Origin of the sequence: Puniceibacterium sediminis, from assembly GCF_900188035.1 — a bacterium.
GTDB lineage: Bacteria > Pseudomonadota > Alphaproteobacteria > Rhodobacterales > Rhodobacteraceae > Puniceibacterium > Puniceibacterium sediminis.
Genome location: NZ_FZNN01000009.1, coordinates 74,768 through 93,459 on the forward strand (window position 1 = coordinate 74,768; position 18,692 = coordinate 93,459).

The 18,692-nt window shown below is 60.4% G+C and carries 18 protein-coding genes and 1 tRNA gene; 12 read left to right on the forward strand and 7 right to left on the reverse strand.

The features are described 5' to 3' along the window. Positions 1-64 precede the first annotated feature (64 nt). From ttcA to rpmH, 5 genes are all read right to left on the reverse strand, one after another. Positions 65-919, reverse strand: a complete 855-nt coding sequence (gene ttcA, locus CHB75_RS11385; protein ID WP_089270672.1) for a tRNA 2-thiocytidine(32) synthetase TtcA — start codon at positions 917-919, stop codon at positions 65-67. Between the two features lie 182 nt (positions 920-1,101). After that, positions 1,102-1,359 carry a hypothetical protein gene (locus tag CHB75_RS11390; protein ID WP_089270673.1) on the reverse strand — a complete coding sequence of 86 codons (258 nt, stop codon included), beginning with the start codon at positions 1,357-1,359 and terminating at the stop codon, positions 1,102-1,104. A gap of 329 nt (positions 1,360-1,688) precedes the next feature. Further along, positions 1,689-1,910 (reverse strand): membrane protein insertion efficiency factor YidD, encoded by a 222-nt coding sequence (gene yidD, locus CHB75_RS11395; RefSeq protein ID WP_089270674.1) that lies wholly within the window; start codon positions 1,908-1,910, stop codon positions 1,689-1,691. Then, positions 1,907-2,323 (reverse strand): ribonuclease P protein component, encoded by a 417-nt coding sequence (gene rnpA, locus CHB75_RS11400; RefSeq protein WP_089270675.1) that lies wholly within the window; start codon positions 2,321-2,323, stop codon positions 1,907-1,909. The genes yidD and rnpA overlap by 4 nt, the downstream gene beginning before the upstream one ends. A 24-nt stretch (positions 2,324-2,347) precedes the next feature. Further along, a complete protein-coding gene (gene rpmH / locus CHB75_RS11405) occupies positions 2,348-2,485 on the reverse strand; it encodes a 50S ribosomal protein L34 (RefSeq protein WP_089270676.1) in 138 nt (45 codons plus the stop codon). A gap of 294 nt (positions 2,486-2,779) precedes the next feature. Here rpmH and CHB75_RS11410 point away from each other — a divergent pair, with 294 nt between their 5' ends. The 4 genes from CHB75_RS11410 (at position 2,780) to CHB75_RS11425 (ending at position 6,481) form a co-directional block, all read left to right on the forward strand. Further along, positions 2,780-3,514, forward strand: a complete 735-nt coding sequence (locus tag CHB75_RS11410; RefSeq protein WP_089270677.1) for a TVP38/TMEM64 family protein — start codon at positions 2,780-2,782, stop codon at positions 3,512-3,514. A 3-nt stretch (positions 3,515-3,517) separates the two neighbouring features. Then, a complete protein-coding gene (locus tag CHB75_RS11415; protein WP_089270678.1) occupies positions 3,518-4,936 on the forward strand; it encodes a dihydrolipoyl dehydrogenase family protein in 1,419 nt (472 codons plus the stop codon). A 20-nt stretch (positions 4,937-4,956) separates the two neighbouring features. After that, positions 4,957-6,339, forward strand: coding sequence for a sensor histidine kinase (locus CHB75_RS11420; RefSeq protein ID WP_089270679.1), 1,383 nt, complete (start codon positions 4,957-4,959; stop codon positions 6,337-6,339). Positions 6,340-6,404: 65 nt separating this feature from the next. Beyond that, a tRNA-Arg gene (locus CHB75_RS11425) sits at positions 6,405-6,481 on the forward strand. 198 nt (positions 6,482-6,679) lie between these two features. On the opposite strand, the gene CHB75_RS11430 is transcribed toward CHB75_RS11425, so the two are convergent. Beyond that, positions 6,680-7,558 carry a LysR family transcriptional regulator gene (locus tag CHB75_RS11430; protein ID WP_089270680.1) on the reverse strand — a complete coding sequence of 293 codons (879 nt, stop codon included), beginning with the start codon at positions 7,556-7,558 and terminating at the stop codon, positions 6,680-6,682. A 94-nt stretch (positions 7,559-7,652) separates the two neighbouring features. Here CHB75_RS11430 and CHB75_RS11435 point away from each other — a divergent pair, with 94 nt between their 5' ends. The 3 genes from CHB75_RS11435 (at position 7,653) to CHB75_RS11445 (ending at position 11,362) form a co-directional block, all read left to right on the forward strand. Next, positions 7,653-8,075, forward strand: a complete 423-nt coding sequence (locus tag CHB75_RS11435) for a VOC family protein (protein WP_089270681.1) — start codon at positions 7,653-7,655, stop codon at positions 8,073-8,075. 9 nt (positions 8,076-8,084) lie between these two features. Beyond that, positions 8,085-9,074, forward strand: a complete 990-nt coding sequence (locus tag CHB75_RS11440) for a carbon-nitrogen hydrolase family protein (protein WP_089270682.1) — start codon at positions 8,085-8,087, stop codon at positions 9,072-9,074. A 272-nt stretch (positions 9,075-9,346) separates the two neighbouring features. Beyond that, positions 9,347-11,362, forward strand: a complete 2,016-nt coding sequence (locus tag CHB75_RS11445) for a hypothetical protein (protein WP_089270683.1) — start codon at positions 9,347-9,349, stop codon at positions 11,360-11,362. A gap of 159 nt (positions 11,363-11,521) precedes the next feature. Here the strand turns inward: CHB75_RS11445 and CHB75_RS21660 are convergent, their stop codons facing one another. After that, positions 11,522-11,968 carry a hypothetical protein gene (locus tag CHB75_RS21660; protein ID WP_176439119.1) on the reverse strand — a complete coding sequence of 149 codons (447 nt, stop codon included), beginning with the start codon at positions 11,966-11,968 and terminating at the stop codon, positions 11,522-11,524. Positions 11,969-12,319: 351 nt separating this feature from the next. On the opposite strand from CHB75_RS21660, the gene dctP reads away from it, so the two are divergent. The 5 genes from dctP (at position 12,320) to CHB75_RS11470 (ending at position 18,688) form a co-directional block, all read left to right on the forward strand. Then, positions 12,320-13,420 (forward strand): TRAP transporter substrate-binding protein DctP, encoded by a 1,101-nt coding sequence (gene dctP, locus CHB75_RS11450; RefSeq protein ID WP_089270684.1) that lies wholly within the window; start codon positions 12,320-12,322, stop codon positions 13,418-13,420. Between the two features lie 96 nt (positions 13,421-13,516). Next, entirely contained in the window at positions 13,517-14,851 is a 1,335-nt protein-coding gene (locus CHB75_RS11455; RefSeq protein WP_089270685.1) for a TRAP transporter small permease subunit, read from the forward strand. A 3-nt stretch (positions 14,852-14,854) separates the two neighbouring features. Beyond that, entirely contained in the window at positions 14,855-16,210 is a 1,356-nt protein-coding gene (locus tag CHB75_RS11460) for a TRAP transporter large permease (RefSeq protein WP_089270686.1), read from the forward strand. A gap of 525 nt (positions 16,211-16,735) precedes the next feature. Next, positions 16,736-17,629: a sugar ABC transporter substrate-binding protein gene (locus CHB75_RS11465; RefSeq protein WP_176439120.1), complete on the forward strand. Its 894-nt coding sequence runs from the start codon at positions 16,736-16,738 to the stop codon at positions 17,627-17,629. A gap of 48 nt (positions 17,630-17,677) precedes the next feature. After that, on the forward strand, positions 17,678-18,688 hold the full coding sequence (locus tag CHB75_RS11470; RefSeq protein WP_089270688.1) for a TAXI family TRAP transporter solute-binding subunit: 1,011 nt from the start codon (positions 17,678-17,680) through the stop codon (positions 18,686-18,688). Positions 18,689-18,692 lie beyond the last annotated feature (4 nt).

Sequence of the window (18,692 nt, forward strand, 5' to 3'; positions counted from 1 at the left end):
TCGGGAAAATTTTGCACATTCTGCCCGGCTGATCTGCTCAAAGCGGAGTGGCCTGGGAGTGAGATCACTCGGTGGTTGGGGATCCAAGCGCGAGACCGGCAAAATCGAACAGCTTGGGGTCGAGCAGGTGTGACGGCCGCGCGTTCATCAGGGCGCGGAACATCACCTGACGCCGACCGGGGCTGTTGCGTTCCCAGCCATTGAGGATCTGCTTGACCTGCTGACGTTGCAAGCCGTCCTGCGAGCCGCAGAGATCACAGGGAATGATCGGGTAGTTCATCGCCTTGGCAAAAGCCTCGCAATCGACCTCGGCCACATGCGCCAGCGGGCGATACAGAAACAGATCGCCCTCTTCGTTGACCAGCTTGGGGGGCATGGTCGCCAGACGTCCGCCGTGAAAAAGGTTCATGAAAAACGTTTCCAGAATGTCGTCGCGGTGATGCCCCAGAACGACTGCCGAACAGCCCTCTTCCCGCGCAATTCTGTATAGGTTTCCACGTCTTAGGCGGGAACATAGCGAACAGTATGTGCGCCCGGCGGGCACCTTGTCCATGACGATGGAATAGGTGTCCTGATATTCGATCCGGTGCGGCACTTCCATGCGGCTCAGAAACTCGGGCAGGACGGTGGCAGGAAAACCGGGCTGGCCCTGATCAAGATTGCAGGCCAGCAGATCCACGGGCAGCAACCCGCGCCACTTCAGCTCATGCAGGATGGCGAGCAGGGTGTAGCTGTCCTTGCCGCCCGACAGACAGACCAGCCATTTCGGCGGTGGCCCGTCATCGGTGGGGGTGACCATGCCGTATTGTTCCACCGCCTCGCGCACGTTCTGGACCAGCCGCTTGCGCAGCTTCTTGAACTCGGTGCTCTTTGGAGCACCGTAGAAAAGCGGGTGAATATCGTCGGCCTGATCAAGCATGAGCCCGGGCTTAATGCAGTTGCGTGCACCGGGCAAGAGCCGTGCGGCGCGCTAAGGATTCGGCGCAACACCTGGCCGGAAAACGGCGTATGGATTGCGTATGGCTGCCGTATGGAAAGCGTATGGCTCGGATATGGCCAGAGGGGCCGGGTGATGTCCTGCCCGCGCCACCGGGCAGGATGTCAGAAGAGGTGTGGCAACCGCATCGTGCGTGGGTCCTGTTGCGGCGCGGATCCGGGGGGCGGCAGGCCGATGTCGCGACTAATATGCGCGCTGAGCGGAACGGCGCGGCGCGCCGCAGGACGCGGCACAACGGGCCTGCGCCAGAGCAGGGCCGCAAGGGCGGCCAGCAGCACGCGCCATGCACCGAACCGGTCGATGACGTCCTGCAAAGGGGGAGGCCCGGGCGGGACCGGGGGTGTCTGGACAAGTTTCATCATATGGATTTTCCGGCCACCATGGGCGGTCCGGACCTTTCGATCGGGGTATGAAAGATCCGGGGTGAACCGGCATGACGGGCATGCAGGATGGACCGGATCAGGAGGTATCAGTTTTTTTGGAAAAAAAACGATCCGGGGCGTCGTGCCGGGATCAGTCGGGGCGCGTCAGCTTCGCGACATGCCGCAGGTAAACGAAGCCGCCGCGCCCGGGAGCGATGTATATGATAGAGTCATGTCATCCCTCCTGCTGGTTCGGGGTTACGTTGCGTGAGCCTTAGCAAATCATGGCGAGTCGGCCAAGAAAAATTTTTGCAAAAAATTTTGGGCGCTCAGTCGGGGACGTTGTCGATTCCCGAACCGCCAAAGGGGTGGCAGCGGGCCAGTCGGCGCAGGGTCAGCCAGCCGCCGCGAAACGCGCCGTGCCGTTCCAGCGCCTCAAGCGCATAGGCCGAACAGGTCGGCTGGAACCGGCAGCTATGGCCGACAATAGGGGAGAAGGTCGCGCGATAGGCCCGGACGGGCAGGGCGAGGATATGAGCAAGGGGGGTCATCTGTGCAGTTTGCGCAGAGCGTCGCGCAGGTCCTGCTGCAAGTCGGGGAAAGGCCGTTTGGCAGTCGCCTCGAATCGGCCGATCAGCACGTAATCCCAGCCGGGGCGGGCAACGTCGGGCAGGACCAGCCGCGCGGCTTCGCGCAGGCGGCGTTTTGCGCGGTTGCGCGCCACGGCATTGCCGACCTTTTTGGAACAAGTAAAGCCGACACGCACCAGCGTGACGTCATCGGCGCGGTTGCGCGCCTGCACCATCATGCTGGCCGTGCCTTGTCGACCCGCACGGGCAGCGGCCAGAAATTCGGCGCGCTTTTGCATCCGCTGGATTTGCGGGGCAGAGCCTGTCTTTGGGCAAAGCGAAACCGCCGGGGGCTTTATCCCCGGATCAGTTTCGGGGGCCTCCGGCGGTGTCATCTCTGGAACGGTCTCGTCTGGCGCTTACGCGCTCAGCGATTTCCGGCCGCGGGCGCGGCGGGCGTTCAGGATCTTGCGGCCGGCTTTGGTGGCCATGCGTGCACGGAACCCGTGGCGGTGCTTGCGCACGAGGTTCGAGGGCTGAAAGGTGCGTTTCGTCATCGCTCCGTCTCCGTCTTTAGGCTGGCCCGGGCGATCGGAGTCGCGGGGGCTGATACATTCGAAGACCGGGCTATAGGCAAGGGTTGGTGATATGTCAAACGGCTAGGGCCGCGATGTTGCAACAAAGTGCGCGAGGCCGGGCGTCGAATGTTACAGTTCCGACTTTGGCGCCCCATTTCGCCTGCTGTGGGGTCACTGTGCATCAATCGCCCGTGAGGCGGCTGTTGTTCCGCGCGGGGTCTGCGCATGTTCTAGGTGTGAATGCAACGACACGACATACGGAAGCCCCATGAGATGTCAGATATGACCCAGACCGAAAGCAAGCCCGGCATTGGCCGGAAACTGCCGCTGATTGCGATAGCGGTGGTCGCAGCCGTGGGGTTTTTCACGCTGCGGGATCATCTGACCTTTGACACTTTGCGCGACAACCGCGAGGCGCTGCTGGCGTTGCGGGACGCGCATTACATCGCGACTGTCGCGGTGTTCATGCTGGCCTATGTGGGAATCGTCGCCTTTTCCCTTCCCGGGGCGACGATCGCGACGCTGACCGGCGGGTTCCTGTTTGCGACCTTTCCGGGGGCGTTGTTCAACATTTCCGCGGCGACGCTGGGGGCGGTTCTGATCTTTCTTGCCGCGCGCTGGGGTCTGGGCGAACGGCTTGCCGCGCGGATGGAGACGGGCGAGGGCGTTGTGAAGCGCATCAAGGATGGAATCGACGAAAATCAGTGGTCGATGCTGTTCCTGATCCGGCTGGTGCCGGCTGTGCCGTTCTTTGTGGCCAACCTTGTGCCGGCCCTTGTGGGGGTGCCTTTGCTGCGCTTTGCCGTGTCGACCTTTGTCGGGATCATTCCGGGGGCGGTGGTTTACACGTCTGTGGGCGCGGGGCTGGGTGAGGTGTTCGCGCGGGGCGAGACGCCCGACCTTGGCATCATCTTCGAGCCGCAGATCCTGTTGCCGATTCTCGGGCTGTGCGCGCTGGCGGCGCTGCCCATACTTCTCAAGGCCGTGCGCGGCAAGAAAGGCCTCTGACCCATGGAACGCATCAAGACGGATATTCTGGTGATCGGTGCCGGGTCAGGGGGCCTTTCGGTGGCGGCGGGGGCGGTGCAGATGGGCGCGTCTGTGGTGCTGCTGGAAGATCACAAGATGGGCGGCGATTGCCTGAACTATGGCTGTGTGCCCAGCAAGGCGCTGATCGCCAGCGGAAAGGCCGCCTGGGGGATGACCCACGCCAGCCAGTTCGGCGTCGCGGATGTGGTGCCGCAGGTGAATTACGCCGCCGCCAAGGACCATGTGCAGGGAGTCATCGACCAGATCGCCCCAGTCGATTCGCAGGAGCGATTCGAGGCACTGGGCGTGCGGGTCATCCGCGAGCGGGGGCGGTTTATCTCTGCGACCGAAGTGCAGGCGGGCGAGCATGTGATCACCGCGCGCCGGGTGGTGATTGCGACGGGGTCTTCGCCCTTTGTGCCGCCGATTCCCGGGCTGGACGGGGTGCCGTATCTGTCCAACGAAACGCTGTGGCAGCTGCGCGAGCGGCCCGAACACCTGCTGATCATCGGAGGCGGCCCTATCGGCATGGAGATGGCGCAGGCGCATCGGCGTCTGGGCAGCAGGGTCACGGTGATCGAAGGCGCAACCGCGCTGGGCAAGGACGATCCGGAAATGACCGGGATCGTGTTGAAACACCTGCGCGGTGAGGGCATCGAGATCGCCGAACATGCCAAGGCCAGGCAAGTGCGCGGCACCGAGGGCGCGATTGAGGTTGAGGTCGAGGATGGCGCGGTGTTTCGCGGCACGCATCTGCTGGTTGCCGTGGGGCGACGCGCGAATACCGATGATCTGGACCTTGGTAAGGCCGGGATCAAGACCACGAAAAGCGGCATTGAGGTGGATGCGAGCCTGAAGACCACCAACAGACAGGTCTACGCCATCGGTGATGTGGCGGGTGGCCTGCAGTTCACCCATGTGGCGGGATATCATGCGGGGATCGTGATCCGCTCGGCGCTGTTCGGGCTGCCGGCCAAGGCCGGTACGTCGCATATCCCCCATGTCACCTACACCGACCCGGAACTGGCGCAGGTGGGGCTGACGGAAGAGCAGGCCAAACAGAAGCACGGTATGAACCTGGAGGTCGTCCGCTTTCACTATGACCACAACGACCGCGCCATTGCCGAACGCAAGACCACGGGCCTTATCAAGGTGATGGTGGTCAAAGGCCGCCCGGTTGGCGCGTCGATTGCCGGGTATCAGGCCGGGGAACTCATCAGCCTCTGGGCGCTTGTGCTGGCCAACAAGCTGAAGATGAAGCATGTTGCGAACATGGTCGCGCCCTATCCCACAATAGGGGAGGTTAACAAACGTGCCGCTGGTTCCTATTTTACACCAAGACTGTTCGAAAGCGATGCGGTCAAGCGTATCGTGGGGTTTGTTCAGCGTTGGCTTCCGTGAAGGATCATAAGTAACCGCTCATGCTCAATACGCTTTCCGGCCGGTTCCTCATACTGACAACGATTTTCGTGATGCTGGCCGAGATCCTGATCTTTGTGCCATCCGTCGCGCGATATCGCGAGGATTACCTGCTGGCACGGCTGGAGCGGTCGCAGATCGCATCGCTGGCGCTGCTGGCGGACGAGGTGATTGACCGGGATCTTGAAGAAGAGCTGTTGCTGAACGCCGGCGTCTTCAACATCGTCCTGCGGCGGGATGAGGCACGCCAGCTGGTTCTGTCCTCGCCGATGCCGGGGGAGATAAGCCAGACCTTTGATCTGCGCAACGCCACGGCGGTTGCCCTGATCCGGGATGCGCTGAACACCCTTCTGACCCCCGAGCCGCAGTTGATTCGGGTGATCGGCAACCCGCTGCGCGATGCCGGGCTGCTGATCGAGATCACCATGGACACCGGCGACCTGCGCATGGCGATGATCGACTATGGGTTGCGTATCCTGCTGCTGTCGGCGGTGATTTCGGTGATCACTGCGTTCATGCTGTTTTTGGCCGTGCGCCGCCTGCTTGTCCGGCCGATCAAGGCGGTCGTCGGGCAAATGCAACGCTATGCCGAAGCCCCCGAGGATGCGCGCCGCATCATCATGCCCACCGCCGGTATCCGCGAGCTGCGCGAGGCCGAAGAGGCGCTGAAATCTCTGGAGACACAGCTGACACAGGCGCTGCGGCAGAAGGAGCGGCTGGCCCAGCTGGGGGGCGCCGTGGCCCGGGTGAGCCACGATCTGCGCAATATCCTGACCTCGGCCCAGTTGTTCACCGACCGGATCGAGATGTCCGAGGACCCCGCCGTCATGCGTATGGCGCCCAAGCTGGTCAATTCCATCGCCCGGGCGGTGTCGCTTTGTGAAACCACGCTGGCCTTTGGCCGCGCCGCAGAGCCCACCCCGGTGATGACGTTGTTTTCGCTGGCCCCGGTGGTCAGCGAGGTCATGGAGGCCGAGCGGCTGGCCATCGGCGACGAGGATGTGAGCCTGTTCGAGGATGTCCCGGCCAACCTGAAGATGCGGGGCGATCCCGAACAGATCTACCGTGCGATTTCCAATCTGGTGCGCAATGCCCGTCAGGCGATCAGCGGTTCCGGCAAGCCGGGCGAAATCTGCGTGTCCGCGCGCACGGAACCCGGCGCCTGGATCATCGAGGTGCTGGACACCGGCCCGGGCCTGCCCCCAAAGGCGCGCGAACACCTGTTCCAGCCGTTTCAGGGCGGTGTACGCAAGGGGGGATCGGGTCTGGGGCTGGCCATCGTGCAAGAGCTGGTGCGCGGCCACGGCGGGACCCTGACCCTGCGCGAGACGGACGGAACGGGATCCTGCTTCGTGATCCGCCTGCCGATGGGGGATGTAGGGTAAAGCCGCAAATTCCTTCGGTTTTGCCCTTGCAAAGGTTTTGCGCAGCGTCTAAATCCCGCTCCAACGCACCCGTAGCTCAGCTGGATAGAGTACTTGACTACGAATCAAGGGGTCAGAGGTTCGAATCCTCTCGGGTGCACCATTTAACCTATTCGGTATTGATTACACACGGGACTAGGGCCGTTTGGCGCTTTGGTCTGAGTGGTGTGGTGCCCTCTACCCCTCGTGCTGTCTTTGCCGGTTCGGGGCCTTTCTGTCGTGCGCCCCTTCCCGAGCGAGCGCCTTCGCCCAAAGCAGTTCCTGTCAGTGGCAGAAGGTAGTTCAAAGGTCAGTCCGGATATCACAATTCAAGTGCATCCTTCTGAAGCCATTCAATAAACGCGGCACTTGATGGTCTGTGTGCACTACGATCAGAAAAGACGGCGTAATAGCTGGCGCCGGTGCTTTGTGCTGGTCCGCATGCCTCTAGTCGGCCGCTTGATAAATCCTGGGACACAAGAATATTCGGCACAAGTGCGACGCCTGCACCTGCGCGTGCGGCCTCAATTATCATGTAGAAATGTTCGAAGACGACGGCCGGTGGCGCGAATTGCAGTTCTTGAGGGGATGCATCAATATAGGCTTTCCACGCGCCGGACCGGGTCGAATGGCCAAGCTTTGTGTTCGTGGGCGTGTCGGGCCGTTTGACGGCGATCATGTATTCTTGGGTCAGCCTTTTGGCAGTCAATGACTGCCAGCCGCCGTGCCCACGGGTGACCACAATATCGAGCGAAGACGGGTCCCATGTGATCGGATCCTTGTGTCCGTCCTGAAATTCGGCGTCGATGTTGACGACACGCAAGGACACATTCGGAAACTTTGCGCAGAAGTCCGGCAGGCGGGGAGCGAGCCAGAAACCGCCCAGCGAGGGCAGGATGCCGACCCGAACGGTGCCGGTCGCCTCATTCCCCAGATCATGGCGCGCGGATTCGATCAGATCGAGCGAGGCGCGCGCGGCTTTTGCGAGCTTAGCGCCTTCGTGGGTGATTGTGATGGAACGCCCGCGCCGCGCGAACAGAACCAGCCCCAGATCCCGTTCAAGCCCCTGTATGCGCCGCGACAACGCGCTTTGCGTCAGACCGAATTCCCGGGCCGCGCGGGTAAAGCTGTTGTGGCGCACAGCTGCTTCGAGCACGGGCAGAGCGGCAAAGATCGCGAGATCGCGGTTGGCGTTTTTCATGCGTTTGACTCATGTATGGATGCGCTGGATTTCGTTTTGCATGCGTGAAATGGAGCGTAACAATCAAACACCCAAGCCCCAAGAGGTTTCTTATATGCATCCGTTTCACCTGGCTTTTCCCGTGACCGACCTGGACGCAACCCGCCATTTTTATGTCGAAAAGCTGGGCTGTGAGCCGGGGCGTGAAAGTGTCGGCCATTGGTTCGATTTCAGCCTTTTCGGCCATCAGATGTCGGCACATCTGCGCACTGACAGTACCGGCACTGCGGTGTCGACTGGCGCCGTCGATGGCGACAGCGTTCCAATCCCGCATTTCGGCGTCATCCTTGATCCGGCGAGTTTTGATGCACTGGCAGAGCGGCTGGCCGCAGATGCGGACACCGATTGGATCTTGCGGCCCAAGCGGCGTCTGGTCGGGCAACCCGGTGAACAGGGAACGATGTTCGTGCGTGATCCGTCGGGGAATGGTCTGGAATTCAAGTCATTCGCTGACCGTGCTTCTATCTTTGCAAGCTAAGGATTGATCATGCAGACGCTGCATATTTCACATGGGAGAGACACAGCCGAGGCGGACCGGTTGGTTGTAGGGCTTGCCCAGCTTGCCCCGGTCTGGCTGAATCGCGCGGCGACCCTGTCAAAGGTCGAGGCCGCGATCGAGCAGGCCGCCGCGGAGGGCTGCCAATTGGTGACCTTTGGCGAGGCGCTGGTGCCCGGGTATCCGTTCTGGATCGAACGGACGGACGGCGCGCGTTTCAATGATGATCGCCAAAAGCGCCACTATGCGCGGTATCTTGATCAGGGCGTGGTGATCGAACGCGGCGATCTGGATGGGGTGAGCGCACTTGCCCGCCAGCATCAGATCGCTGTTTACCTTGGCGTGATGGAGCGTGCGCCGGACCGTGGCGGTCACAGCCTGTATTGCAGCCTTGTCTATATTGATGCGACGGGCACGATCCGCTCGGTTCACCGCAAACTGCATCCGACATACGAGGAACGTCTGGCTTGGGCGCAGGGTGACGGGCACGGCCTGATCGTGCACGATCTTGGGCCGTTCCGGGTTGGTGGGCTGAACTGTTATGAAAACTGGCTGCCCATGGCGCGTGCCGCTCTTTATGTGCAGGGCGAGAGCCTGCATGTCTCTGTCTGGCCGGGTGGTTTACACAACACGCAGGATCTGCCGGCCTTTATAGCCAAGGAAAGCCGCAGCTACGTCATCGCTTGTTCGGGGTTGATGCGGGCGCAGGATTTCCCGCCCGAAACCCCTGATCTTGATCTTATCCTGTCCGATGGGGCGGACGTCATATCGAACGGTGGCTCTACGATTGTTGCGCCTGACGGGAGCTTTCTGATTGAACCCGTGCTGGACAAAGAGGCTTTGATCGTGGCCGAAATCGATGCGGCGATTGTGCGGGGCGAACGACAGAACCTTGATCAGGCGGGCCATTATGCGCGACCCGATGTTCTGCGACTGAAGGTGGATCGTCGGCGTCAGGGGCAGGCTGAGTTCAAGGATTAGGTGACTCCCGGGTGCCCAGATTGGGTTTACTGAAAGCCGGTTCAGGCGTTTCGAATGGAGGTGAGGTGTTTTCTGGCCTCGCTGTATGGATCCCGTGACAGCGGCGTTTGCACCAACGTCTGGCGGATGCGGCATCTTTTTGTGGCAATTTTCTTTTCGATCGTGTGTAGTCTTTGCGATTATTCAGTGCAGGGTTCCCCGAATTTTCCTTGAAGTTCCTGTAGGTTTGTTTGCCGGGGCTTTTCCTGAGACGTATTTGAAGGAGATATTTCATGAAAAGATCACTCACCCTTGGGGCGGTGTCCGTACTGGCGTTCAGCCTGTGCGCGTCTGAGGGCTTTGCCAAATCAGACCCGGTGACGAATTTTTATGTTGAGGTCGCAAAGAAAGGTGTTGAGCAGGCCGTCGCGTTTGGTCTGGGCGAAATCTATGATGCGGGATGCAACACGCCTGACAATCCGGTGAAACTGGATGCCATGTCATCTTTGGGCTGCTCGATTGCGCGTGCCGGTGCAGGCCGGGCCGAAGATGAATTCAAGAACGAGCTGCGCAACGGTCTGGCCGAAATCAAGGAGGTCGTGACCCGGATCGAGAGCCAGGTAACTCAGCTTGGTCAGGGGCAGGCCGAGATCCTGACAGCGCTCGACCGGATTGAAGCTGAGGTTCAGGTGGTGCCGATTGAAACCGTGGCGGAACTTGCGACAAGCGGGATCAACGACGCCTGGGCTGCATTTCTGCCGGTGATGAATGGTACGGAACAGGTAACGCCAGATGAGATGATCGATTTGGCAACCAGAATCGTCAATAGCTACAAGATCGCGGACAAGCTTCGCGCTTTGTCTGGTGCGGTGTCCGAGCCGACGCTTCTTACGAAGGATTCGCTGCTACAGCAGCAGATGAATCTGCTTCTGGTCGGGATGGACAGTGCGACGTCCAACGATCTGGAACTGCCGCATCAATTCTATCAGGGCGTCATGCGCAACATTCTGGTGCAGTATGGTCGTGGCGAGATGATGTATGCTTGGGCCGCGTCAGTGCTGGAGGCGGTCTGTAGCGAAGGCGGTGCCGGATGTGTCAGCTTGCCGGTGAGCCTTGCGAACTTTGAAACGCGATCCAACGCGCAGCGCACAGTGATGCTGCTCCATTACCGCGATATGGTCGAGCGGCTGGTTCTTGCGTACAGCGATCCGAGCAGCACGAACCGCAACTTTCTGCATGATGACGCGAGACAGGTCTTTGCCGAGCTGGATTTCTTTCTGGCGCTGAATCTTGAAAGTCACGGTGGTTTGCGGGGACGTGTCATTTCGGCGGGATCGGCGTTTCAGGGTACTCTGGAAGTATCTGGTGAACCTGCGGCCAGCGAAGTGCCGCGGGATATTCTATCGAGCCGGGATATCGATTGGTGGACCCGTCCGGCTGCAAACAAGCCTTATGACAGGGTGCATTTCGCACCAAGCTGGCGGATTTACGATGTGGTTTTGCAGGCCGAGCCTGACCAGGTGCTACAGGTCACCGAACCCTTGCCCTGGCATAGTGGCGACTTTCAGCTGCTTAATTTCGATACCCGGAACGGGGAGCTTGCCACTGCTGACACGCCACAGGAGGATATCCTGCCTTTTGGGACCTTCACGGCAATCGCGCGGGCCGGGGGATCGTATGCCATGATGTACGAAGCCTGGGCCGTTTTCGGTGAGAGGGATGGTATGAATAACTATGGCACGCGGAGCCAGCCGGCGGTCGCGGCCTTTGCCGAGGGAAATGTGTGGTTCAATCCTAGTCGCATCGGGCAGGAAGGCGCCGCCTACGGTGGCTCCGACGCCAGCTGGATCGTGCGTCGGGCGAGCAATATCACTTTGGTGGATGGCGGGAAAATCACGCTTCACGGAAGGTTCGGCGACGCCGAGGATATCCGCGCCGGGCGCACAAGCTCTCATCGCAATTCCGAGATTCCCCGGGATGCGGCGCTGCACATGCATGTAAATTTCCGCCCCTCGATTCTTAGCAGTTATTCGTCTGTTTCGCTGCACGCCGGAGTATACCTTGCCCGTTCCAGAGGCGAAAATGGGATAACCTGGACGAGCAGCAAGACAATAACGGAACCCGTTCGGGAGACCGTTGAACATAACGGTGAGGGGGTCGTGACAGTGACCTATGCCCCGGGAGAGGTTTTGAGCCCCTCTCTGAGGGCAAGGATGGAATCCAAGATTTATGCCAATGGGTACACGGCCGCGACGAATTACACATTGTTTTCGGGCGTCGCGCCGACCGCGCTATATCTGACACGATAGAGCAGGGTTCTGAAACCTGACGTTGCCGGAAAGGGACCATCTGATGATCACGCTGAATCACAGTGAGGGACGTTTCGGCAGGGCAGGTCACTGGCATTGCTACATGGCGCACAATCCGCTGGGTTCTGCGCCATGGTCCGCGACCGGACAGCGCGTTCCTCAGATGGTGCGTGACAATAATGCGGCCAAGCGGATAGGAATACCTTTATGAAACATGTCCCCAAAGAAACCACCGATGATGCCCTTATTCAGGAATTCCTGAAGAAGGGAGGCGAGGTCAGGCACGGCAAAACCAAGCCTCTTCCAAGCGAGTTGGGACTGAGCAACAATGCCTGGAACAACAAGCTTACCAAAGAAGAAAAGTCCGCGCGCGACAAGAAGTGATCTTGCGGAAGGCCCCCTGACGACAGGGGTATCTTGCACCCAGTCGGCGCAGGCCGGGTGCAGAGCGGGTTCTTCGACCCGGCTCAATCCAGCGTCGGACCGCGCGGGGGCGACGGTGCAGCTGAAGTTGTCACCCCGTCCCGGTTGCTTGCCGTGAGCCTTGGCGATGTGGTTGCCGGTTGTGGTATCAGGCGGATTGTCCGATCCGCTGGTGTTGCCCATGACGTCACTGCCGTAGGTCCCGACAATGACGGTGGTGCCAAGGGGGCTGGCTGTGGCGCCGAGGGCGGATTGTGGCCGTGCGCGTAACCCGCGAAAACAATGAGAATATCCCGCCGGGGCCGGATCAGGCCCAGGCTTTCGCGTCAGGCCGCCGCGCAGGGCACCTGGAGGTGTTGCGGGATGGGGCTGCAGGATCAACACTACAAGGGGAAATTCAGAATCTGCATCTATCTCATGCGTAAATTGGAGAGAAACCTTTACCAATCCCCCCGAAGGCGATAATTCTCGTTAACCATCCACGGGAGAGGATGGGAAGTCGCCGCTAAGGCGACAGTCTAAAGGGAGGAAAAGATGACCAATCAGAACGTTTCGCGTCGCAAAGCGCTTGCCGGCATTGCCGGTCTTGGCGCGGCAGGCCTGGCCGCACCTCATGTTGCGTCGGCCGCGTCGCATGGCACCAACTGGAAGATCCAGACATCGCACACCGGCGGTATCGGTCTTCAGACATTCAAAAACTGGTGCGCCACGATCACCGAAAAGACCGACGGCGAACTTAGCTTTACCCCATTTGGCGCGAATGACGTCGTGGGTGATTTTCAGCTGTACGATGCTGTGAAGAACGGCGTGCTGGACGCGGTGAACCCATTCACCATTTACGCCCAGGGCATCATCCCGGCAGCGACGTTCCTGACGTCCTACCCGCTTGGCCTGCGCAACCCGCATGAATTCGACGTGTTCTACTTCGGTCTCGGCGGGCTGGACATCGCGCGCGAGCTATATGCGGCGCAGGGCATGGTCTTTGTCGGCCCGGTCCACCACGGCCCGAACATCATCCACTCCAAGGTGCCGATCCGCTCGATCGACGATTTCCGCGGTCTCAAGATGCGTATGCCAGGAGGCATGGTTGCCGAAGTGTTCAGCGAAATTGGCGCGGAAACAACTGTTCTGCCCGGTTCGGAAATCTTCCCGGCGCTGGAAAAAGGCACCATCGACGCGGCAGACTATGTGGGTCCGGCGGTGAACTACTCGCTCGGCTTCAGCCAGGTGACCAAGTACATCTCGATGGGGCCTCCGGGATTCATGTCGCTGTACCAGCCGGTCGACATCATGGACATCACAGTGGGCCAGCCGTCCTGGGATGCTTTGTCGCCGCAGATGAAGCAGTTCGTGGAAATGGAAACCCAGTGGTATTCGGCGCACCACCATGCCGAAATCCAGAAGGCCGATCAGGAAGCCTGGGCCAAGTTCGAGGCAGATGGCACCGAAGTCACGCGCCTGACGCAGGACGATGTGGAACTGATGACCGAAGTGGCCGTGCCGATCTGGTTCGACTATGCCAACCGCGACAAGGATGCGGCGCGGGTCTTCAAGATCCAGCTCGACTATATGATGTCCGGCTCGCTTGGTTACGTTACGCCCGAGCAGATCGAAGGTCTGACACTCGATCTTTGATCACACGCGCCGGGCAACCGGTCCCAAAGGCCCGCGCTGAACGCGCGGGCCTCTCACTTGCAAACAATCATCAACACATGAGAGCGGGGGGGTGACATGCCCAGTCTCGATATTTCGCTGCCGCATTGGGCGTATTGGCTGGGGCTGATCGCCTTTCCGCTGATCGCCATGACCTTGTCGCGCAGACCGCGCGCGCAGCGGCGCACCTATGGCCTTGGCCTTGGCTATTTCATTCTGCTGACCGGCGGTATGCTGGGTCTGCACAGGTTTTACGTGAAGAACCTGCTGGGGCTGTTGTTCATCCCCGTCTTTCTGGCCATCCTCTTTGCCAACTCGAACGGTCAGACCGCGCGTTCTGCGGCCTCTGATGCCGACAACGTGGTGCGGGTCGCCGAACGCATTCTTGACCGCGAACAGGAACGCGTTGCCGGAGCCGAGGCCGACCTGCCCAAGATGATTGCCGAGCTTGAGGCCGCCCGCCTGACGGAAGAGGAGGGCTCGTTTGCCCTGCGCCGGGTTGAACGCAATGTCGAACGCGCCCAGCAGCGGGTGAGCGAAGGCAACGAGCGCATCGCAGAGGCGCAGGCCGAGCTTGAAACCGGCCGCCCACTGGCCGCGACCGCACAAAGCGATCTGGCCTATTGGAGCAATGTTGCCAAATACGCCTTTTGGATCTTGCTCGCCGCGATGGCTGTTGATGTGGTGTTGCTGCCTGGCCTGATCAGGCGCGCAAACGCCAATCTGCCGCCCCACGAAGAGATGTCCGAAGCCGAGATCGCCTTGAAAAAGCTCGAAGAATCAGAGCGCAAGGAAGATCACGAATGGGTCTCTTCGGGCTGGACCGGCGGCATTGACCGGCTGTCGCTGTTTGCCGGCGAATTCGTCAGCTACTGGGCCGTGATCGCCGTCTTCGTCTACTATTTCGAGGTGATCACCCGGTACGTCTTCAACTCTCCGACCAATTGGGCGCATGAATCGATGTACCTGATGTTCGGCATGCAATACCTGATCGCCGGGTCCTATGCGATGCTGACGGAAAGCCATGTGCGCGTGGATATCTTCTATGCGCCGATGACCCGCACCAAAAAGGCCTGGGTCGATCTGGCCACCTCCGTCTTTTTCTTCATTTTCGCCGGGACGCTTCTGGGCACCAGCGCGATCTTTGCCATCGACGCCAACGCCGTCGCGACCGGCAATGGTCTCGCCTCGGAATGGGCGCGCGGCAACGTCAGCTTTGGCGAAATGGTGTCGAACTGGAACATGGCGCAATGGACCGACCCCAATATCCGCTGGGGCGAGATAAGCTTTAACGAATGGGAGGTGCCCCTGTGGCCAATGAAATGGGTGATGGTCATCGGTGGACTGCTCCTGGTGCTGCAAGGCATATCGAAACTGGCGCAAGACGTGCGCGCCGTGGTGCGGGGGGCCTGATCCATGGGAATTGAAATCGGAATCGGGCTTCTCACGCTCATCATGTTCGGCTCGCTGCTGGTCCTGCTCATGGCAGGCCTGCCGCTGGCCTTTGTCACCGGCGGTCTTGCCTGCGTCTTTCTGTTTGTTCTGGGCGATGAACGCGCGCTCAACATCGTGCCAAGCCGCATTTTCCCGTTGATGACCAACTACCAGCTCTCTGCCATCCCGTTGTTCATATTCATGGCCTCGATGCTTGAAAGGGCCGGCATCATAAACGAGATGTTCGACGTCATCTACAAACTGCTCGGCGGCGTCAAAGGCGGTCTTGCAGCGGCGACGATCATTGCCTCTACGGTGCTGGCCGCCATGGTCGGCGTCATCGGTGCGGCCGTTGTGACGATGGGCATCATCGCGCTTCCGGCCATGCTCAAGCGTGGCTACGATCCCAAGATTGCGATGGGTTCGATCATGGCGGGCGGCACGCTTGGCATTCTGATCCCACCCTCGATCCTTGCCATCATCTATGCCGTGGTCGCGGAACAGTCGGTGGGCGAATTGTTCATCGGCGCGGTCATCCCCGGCCTCATGCTTTCGGGCATGTATATCGCCTATGTGGTGATCCGCAGCTACATCAACCCCGACCTTGGCCCGCCGATCCCGATCGAAGAACGCATCTCGACCCGCGAAAAGATCGCTTTGATGGGGAATATGGCCGCTCCGACCGCGCTGATCGCCATCGTTCTGGGCGTGATCTTTTCCGGCGTGGCCACCCCGGTCGAGGCGGCAGGCATCGGCACCTTTGGCGCCTTTATCGTCGCCGCCATCCATCGCAAGCTCGACTGGCATACGGTGCGCGAAGCAACCGTGACCACGCTCAAGGCCTCGGCCATGGTGATCTGGATCATGTTCGGCGCGACAATCTTTGTCGGTCTCTACGTGCTGGAAGGTGGTCAGCAGTTCGTTCAGGGCGCGCTGGAATCCACCGGCTTTGGGCCCTGGGGTATCCTCATCATCATGATGATCGTTCTGGTGATCCTGGGCATGTTCCTTGACTGGGTCGGCATCCTGCTGCTTTGCGTGCCGATCTTCGTTCCGATCATCAAATCCCTGGGCGCCGAGGCTTTCGGGCTTGAGACGGCGGATGATCTGGTTCTGTGGTTTGGCGTGCTCTATCTTGTGAACATGCAGATGAGCTTTCTTTCGCCACCCTTCGGCTATGCGCTGTTCTATCTGCGCGGGGTCGCCCCGGCTGAAATCCCGATGTCGGATATCTTCAAATCCGCTCTGCCTTTCCTGTTCTTGCAGGTTGTCGGACTGCTGCTCTGCATCTTCTTCCCGCAGATCATCACCTGGCTGCCAAGGCTGGTTTACGGCTGATCCCGACAAAGACGGGCACTCTGCTGGCCAGTGGTGGCCTTGAAATCAGGCGGGGAAACGCGTCTACGTCCCGGAACATCCGCTCTCTTTCCCAGAGGGCGGATGTTTTTGTTGAAGACGGGGCCGCGAATGCGTTTGTCGGGCTTGGTTACTTTGGTGGTGTGAGCTGCCTGCCTGTCTGCCGATCGGTTCACGCTTTCCCATGCCGCTGGACGTCGCAGGACCTTTGCGAGACATGCTTCTGGGAATGTCGGCTCACGTGTTCAGGCTCGGGAGCGGCCATGCCGCTATACCGTATGCATATTGATGTTTTTGACCTGCCATATGGTGCGCTTGGCGGGATATGTCAGAATTTACGGGCATATTGCCAAATCGGTGCAAATCGCGCCCAGCGGTGTCACCATCACATTGGCTTATGGCCCCATTGGTTTTTCGTTTTTCCATAGCCTTTGGGTTTCAGCCTAGGTTGTCGGCAACGGCACTGTGGACGCGCGTTGCCACACACCGACAGCGAAAGAGCAATCTGTGGCCAAACATATCATTTGCATAACCAAGAACGGCACGAACCCGGCCTATGAAGGTGCCCGGATCGGCGCGCGGCGGATTGCCGAGGCAGCAGGCTATCGCATCTCATCAGTCTACCCCGAAACCCCCGACGATCCGCAGGAGCAATCCGCGCTTTTGCAGGCGGCGTTGGATCAGGGGCCCGATGCGGTGATGATCGCCCCGGCGGACCCGGCCGCACTTGATCCAATTCTGGCGCAGGCGCGCGCGGCGGGCCTGCCGGTGGTGTCCTTTGTCAGCCGGTCCGCTGCCCTTGCCCCCGACTGTTTCGTGACCTCGGACAACCGCGCGCTGGCGGAAACAATCGCCGGGCATTTGATCGACCACATCGGCGGCACCGGGCGTCTGGCCATCATCGAGGGCAACCCGGCGTCCGAAACCAGCGCGCCGCGCACTGACGGATTTCTGGCGGCCATCGCAGCCGCGCCCGGGATCACGCTGGCCGCGCAGGCCACAGGGTTTTACCAGCGCGACCCGGCGGCGCAGGCGATGGCCGATATCCTGTCGGGGACAGATGACCTGCAGGGCGTACTGGTCGCAAATGATTTCATGGCCCTTGGCGTTATCGACGCATTGCACGCGGCGGGACGCAGGATGCCCGTGGTCAGCGTCAACGCCATGCCGCAGGCCATCGCGGCGCTCTTGTCCGGTGACCTGCTGGCCACGGCGGCCTTTGATGCGATGAAAATCGCCTGCGCCGCGACAATGGCCACCATCCGCCTGCTCGAAGGCCAGCCCGTCCCGCGGGACATCACTCTGCCGGTCGACATCGTGACGGCGGCCAACTGCGCGCCCTGGAACAAGGGCTATGAGGAACGACCGCTGCCCGATTGGGCAGAGGTCACTGGCGGCTAAGGGGGAGAGCCGCAAGACGACAAATTAAAAACAAGGGAGGAGACGACAATGAAACTCAGCAAAAAGATCATGGCCGCCACAGTGGCGATTGTCATGGCAACCAGTGCACAGGCGCAGGATACCCGCGATTTCCTGATCGCGACCGCAGGGACAGGCGGATCGTTCTATCCGGTCGGCGTGGGGATCGCGACGCTGGTCAAGCTCAAGCTTGGCACCCGGCCAGAGGACAAGATCAACCTGTCGGCGCTGACATCGCAGGGGTCTTTCGACAACGTCAACATCCTGTCCGACGGGCGTGCGGATTTCGGGATCATTCAGTCGCTGATGACCGATTTCGGCTATCACGGAACAAACGATTTCGAAGGCAAGGCCAAGACGAACCTGCGCGCCGTGACCGCGCTGATGTTCAACACCAACCAGTTCATCACCTTCAAGGAAAACGCGCCCACCGGGACGATTTCGGATATTCTGGCGATGGAGGGCGACAAGGTTGTCCTTGGGGCCAAGAATTCCGGCGGGCTGCTGGAATACCGCATGTTCATCCAGAAGCTGGGCGCCGACAAGGGCGAGGGTTTCTTTGACGAAAGCTATATGGGGTTCCGCCAGCGCGCCGAGGCGCTGATCAACGGCAACCTCGACGGCATCAACCTGACTTCGGGGGTTCCCAATTCGTCAGTGACGCTGGCGCTGTCGAGTCTGGGCGACAAGGTGCAACTGCTTGGTTTTACGCCCGAACAGGTCGCCACGGTGACCGACGGCACCGTCTGGGGGCCCTTTACCATCCCCGCGGGAACCTATCCCGGTCAGGACAACCCGGTCGAAACCGTCGCGCAGCCCAACCTGCTGGTCGCCACCGCCGACACACCCGAAGATGTGGTCTATGAGGTGGTCAAGACGATGTATGAAAACCTGCCGTTTCTGCGCAGCGTGCACGGGTCGCTAAACGATCTGACGCCCGAGAACGCGATCAAGGGGGTCACGGTGCCACTGCATCCCGGCGCCATACGCTACTACGAAGAGATCGGCATGACCGTGCCTGATCATCTGAAACCTTCCTGAGCGG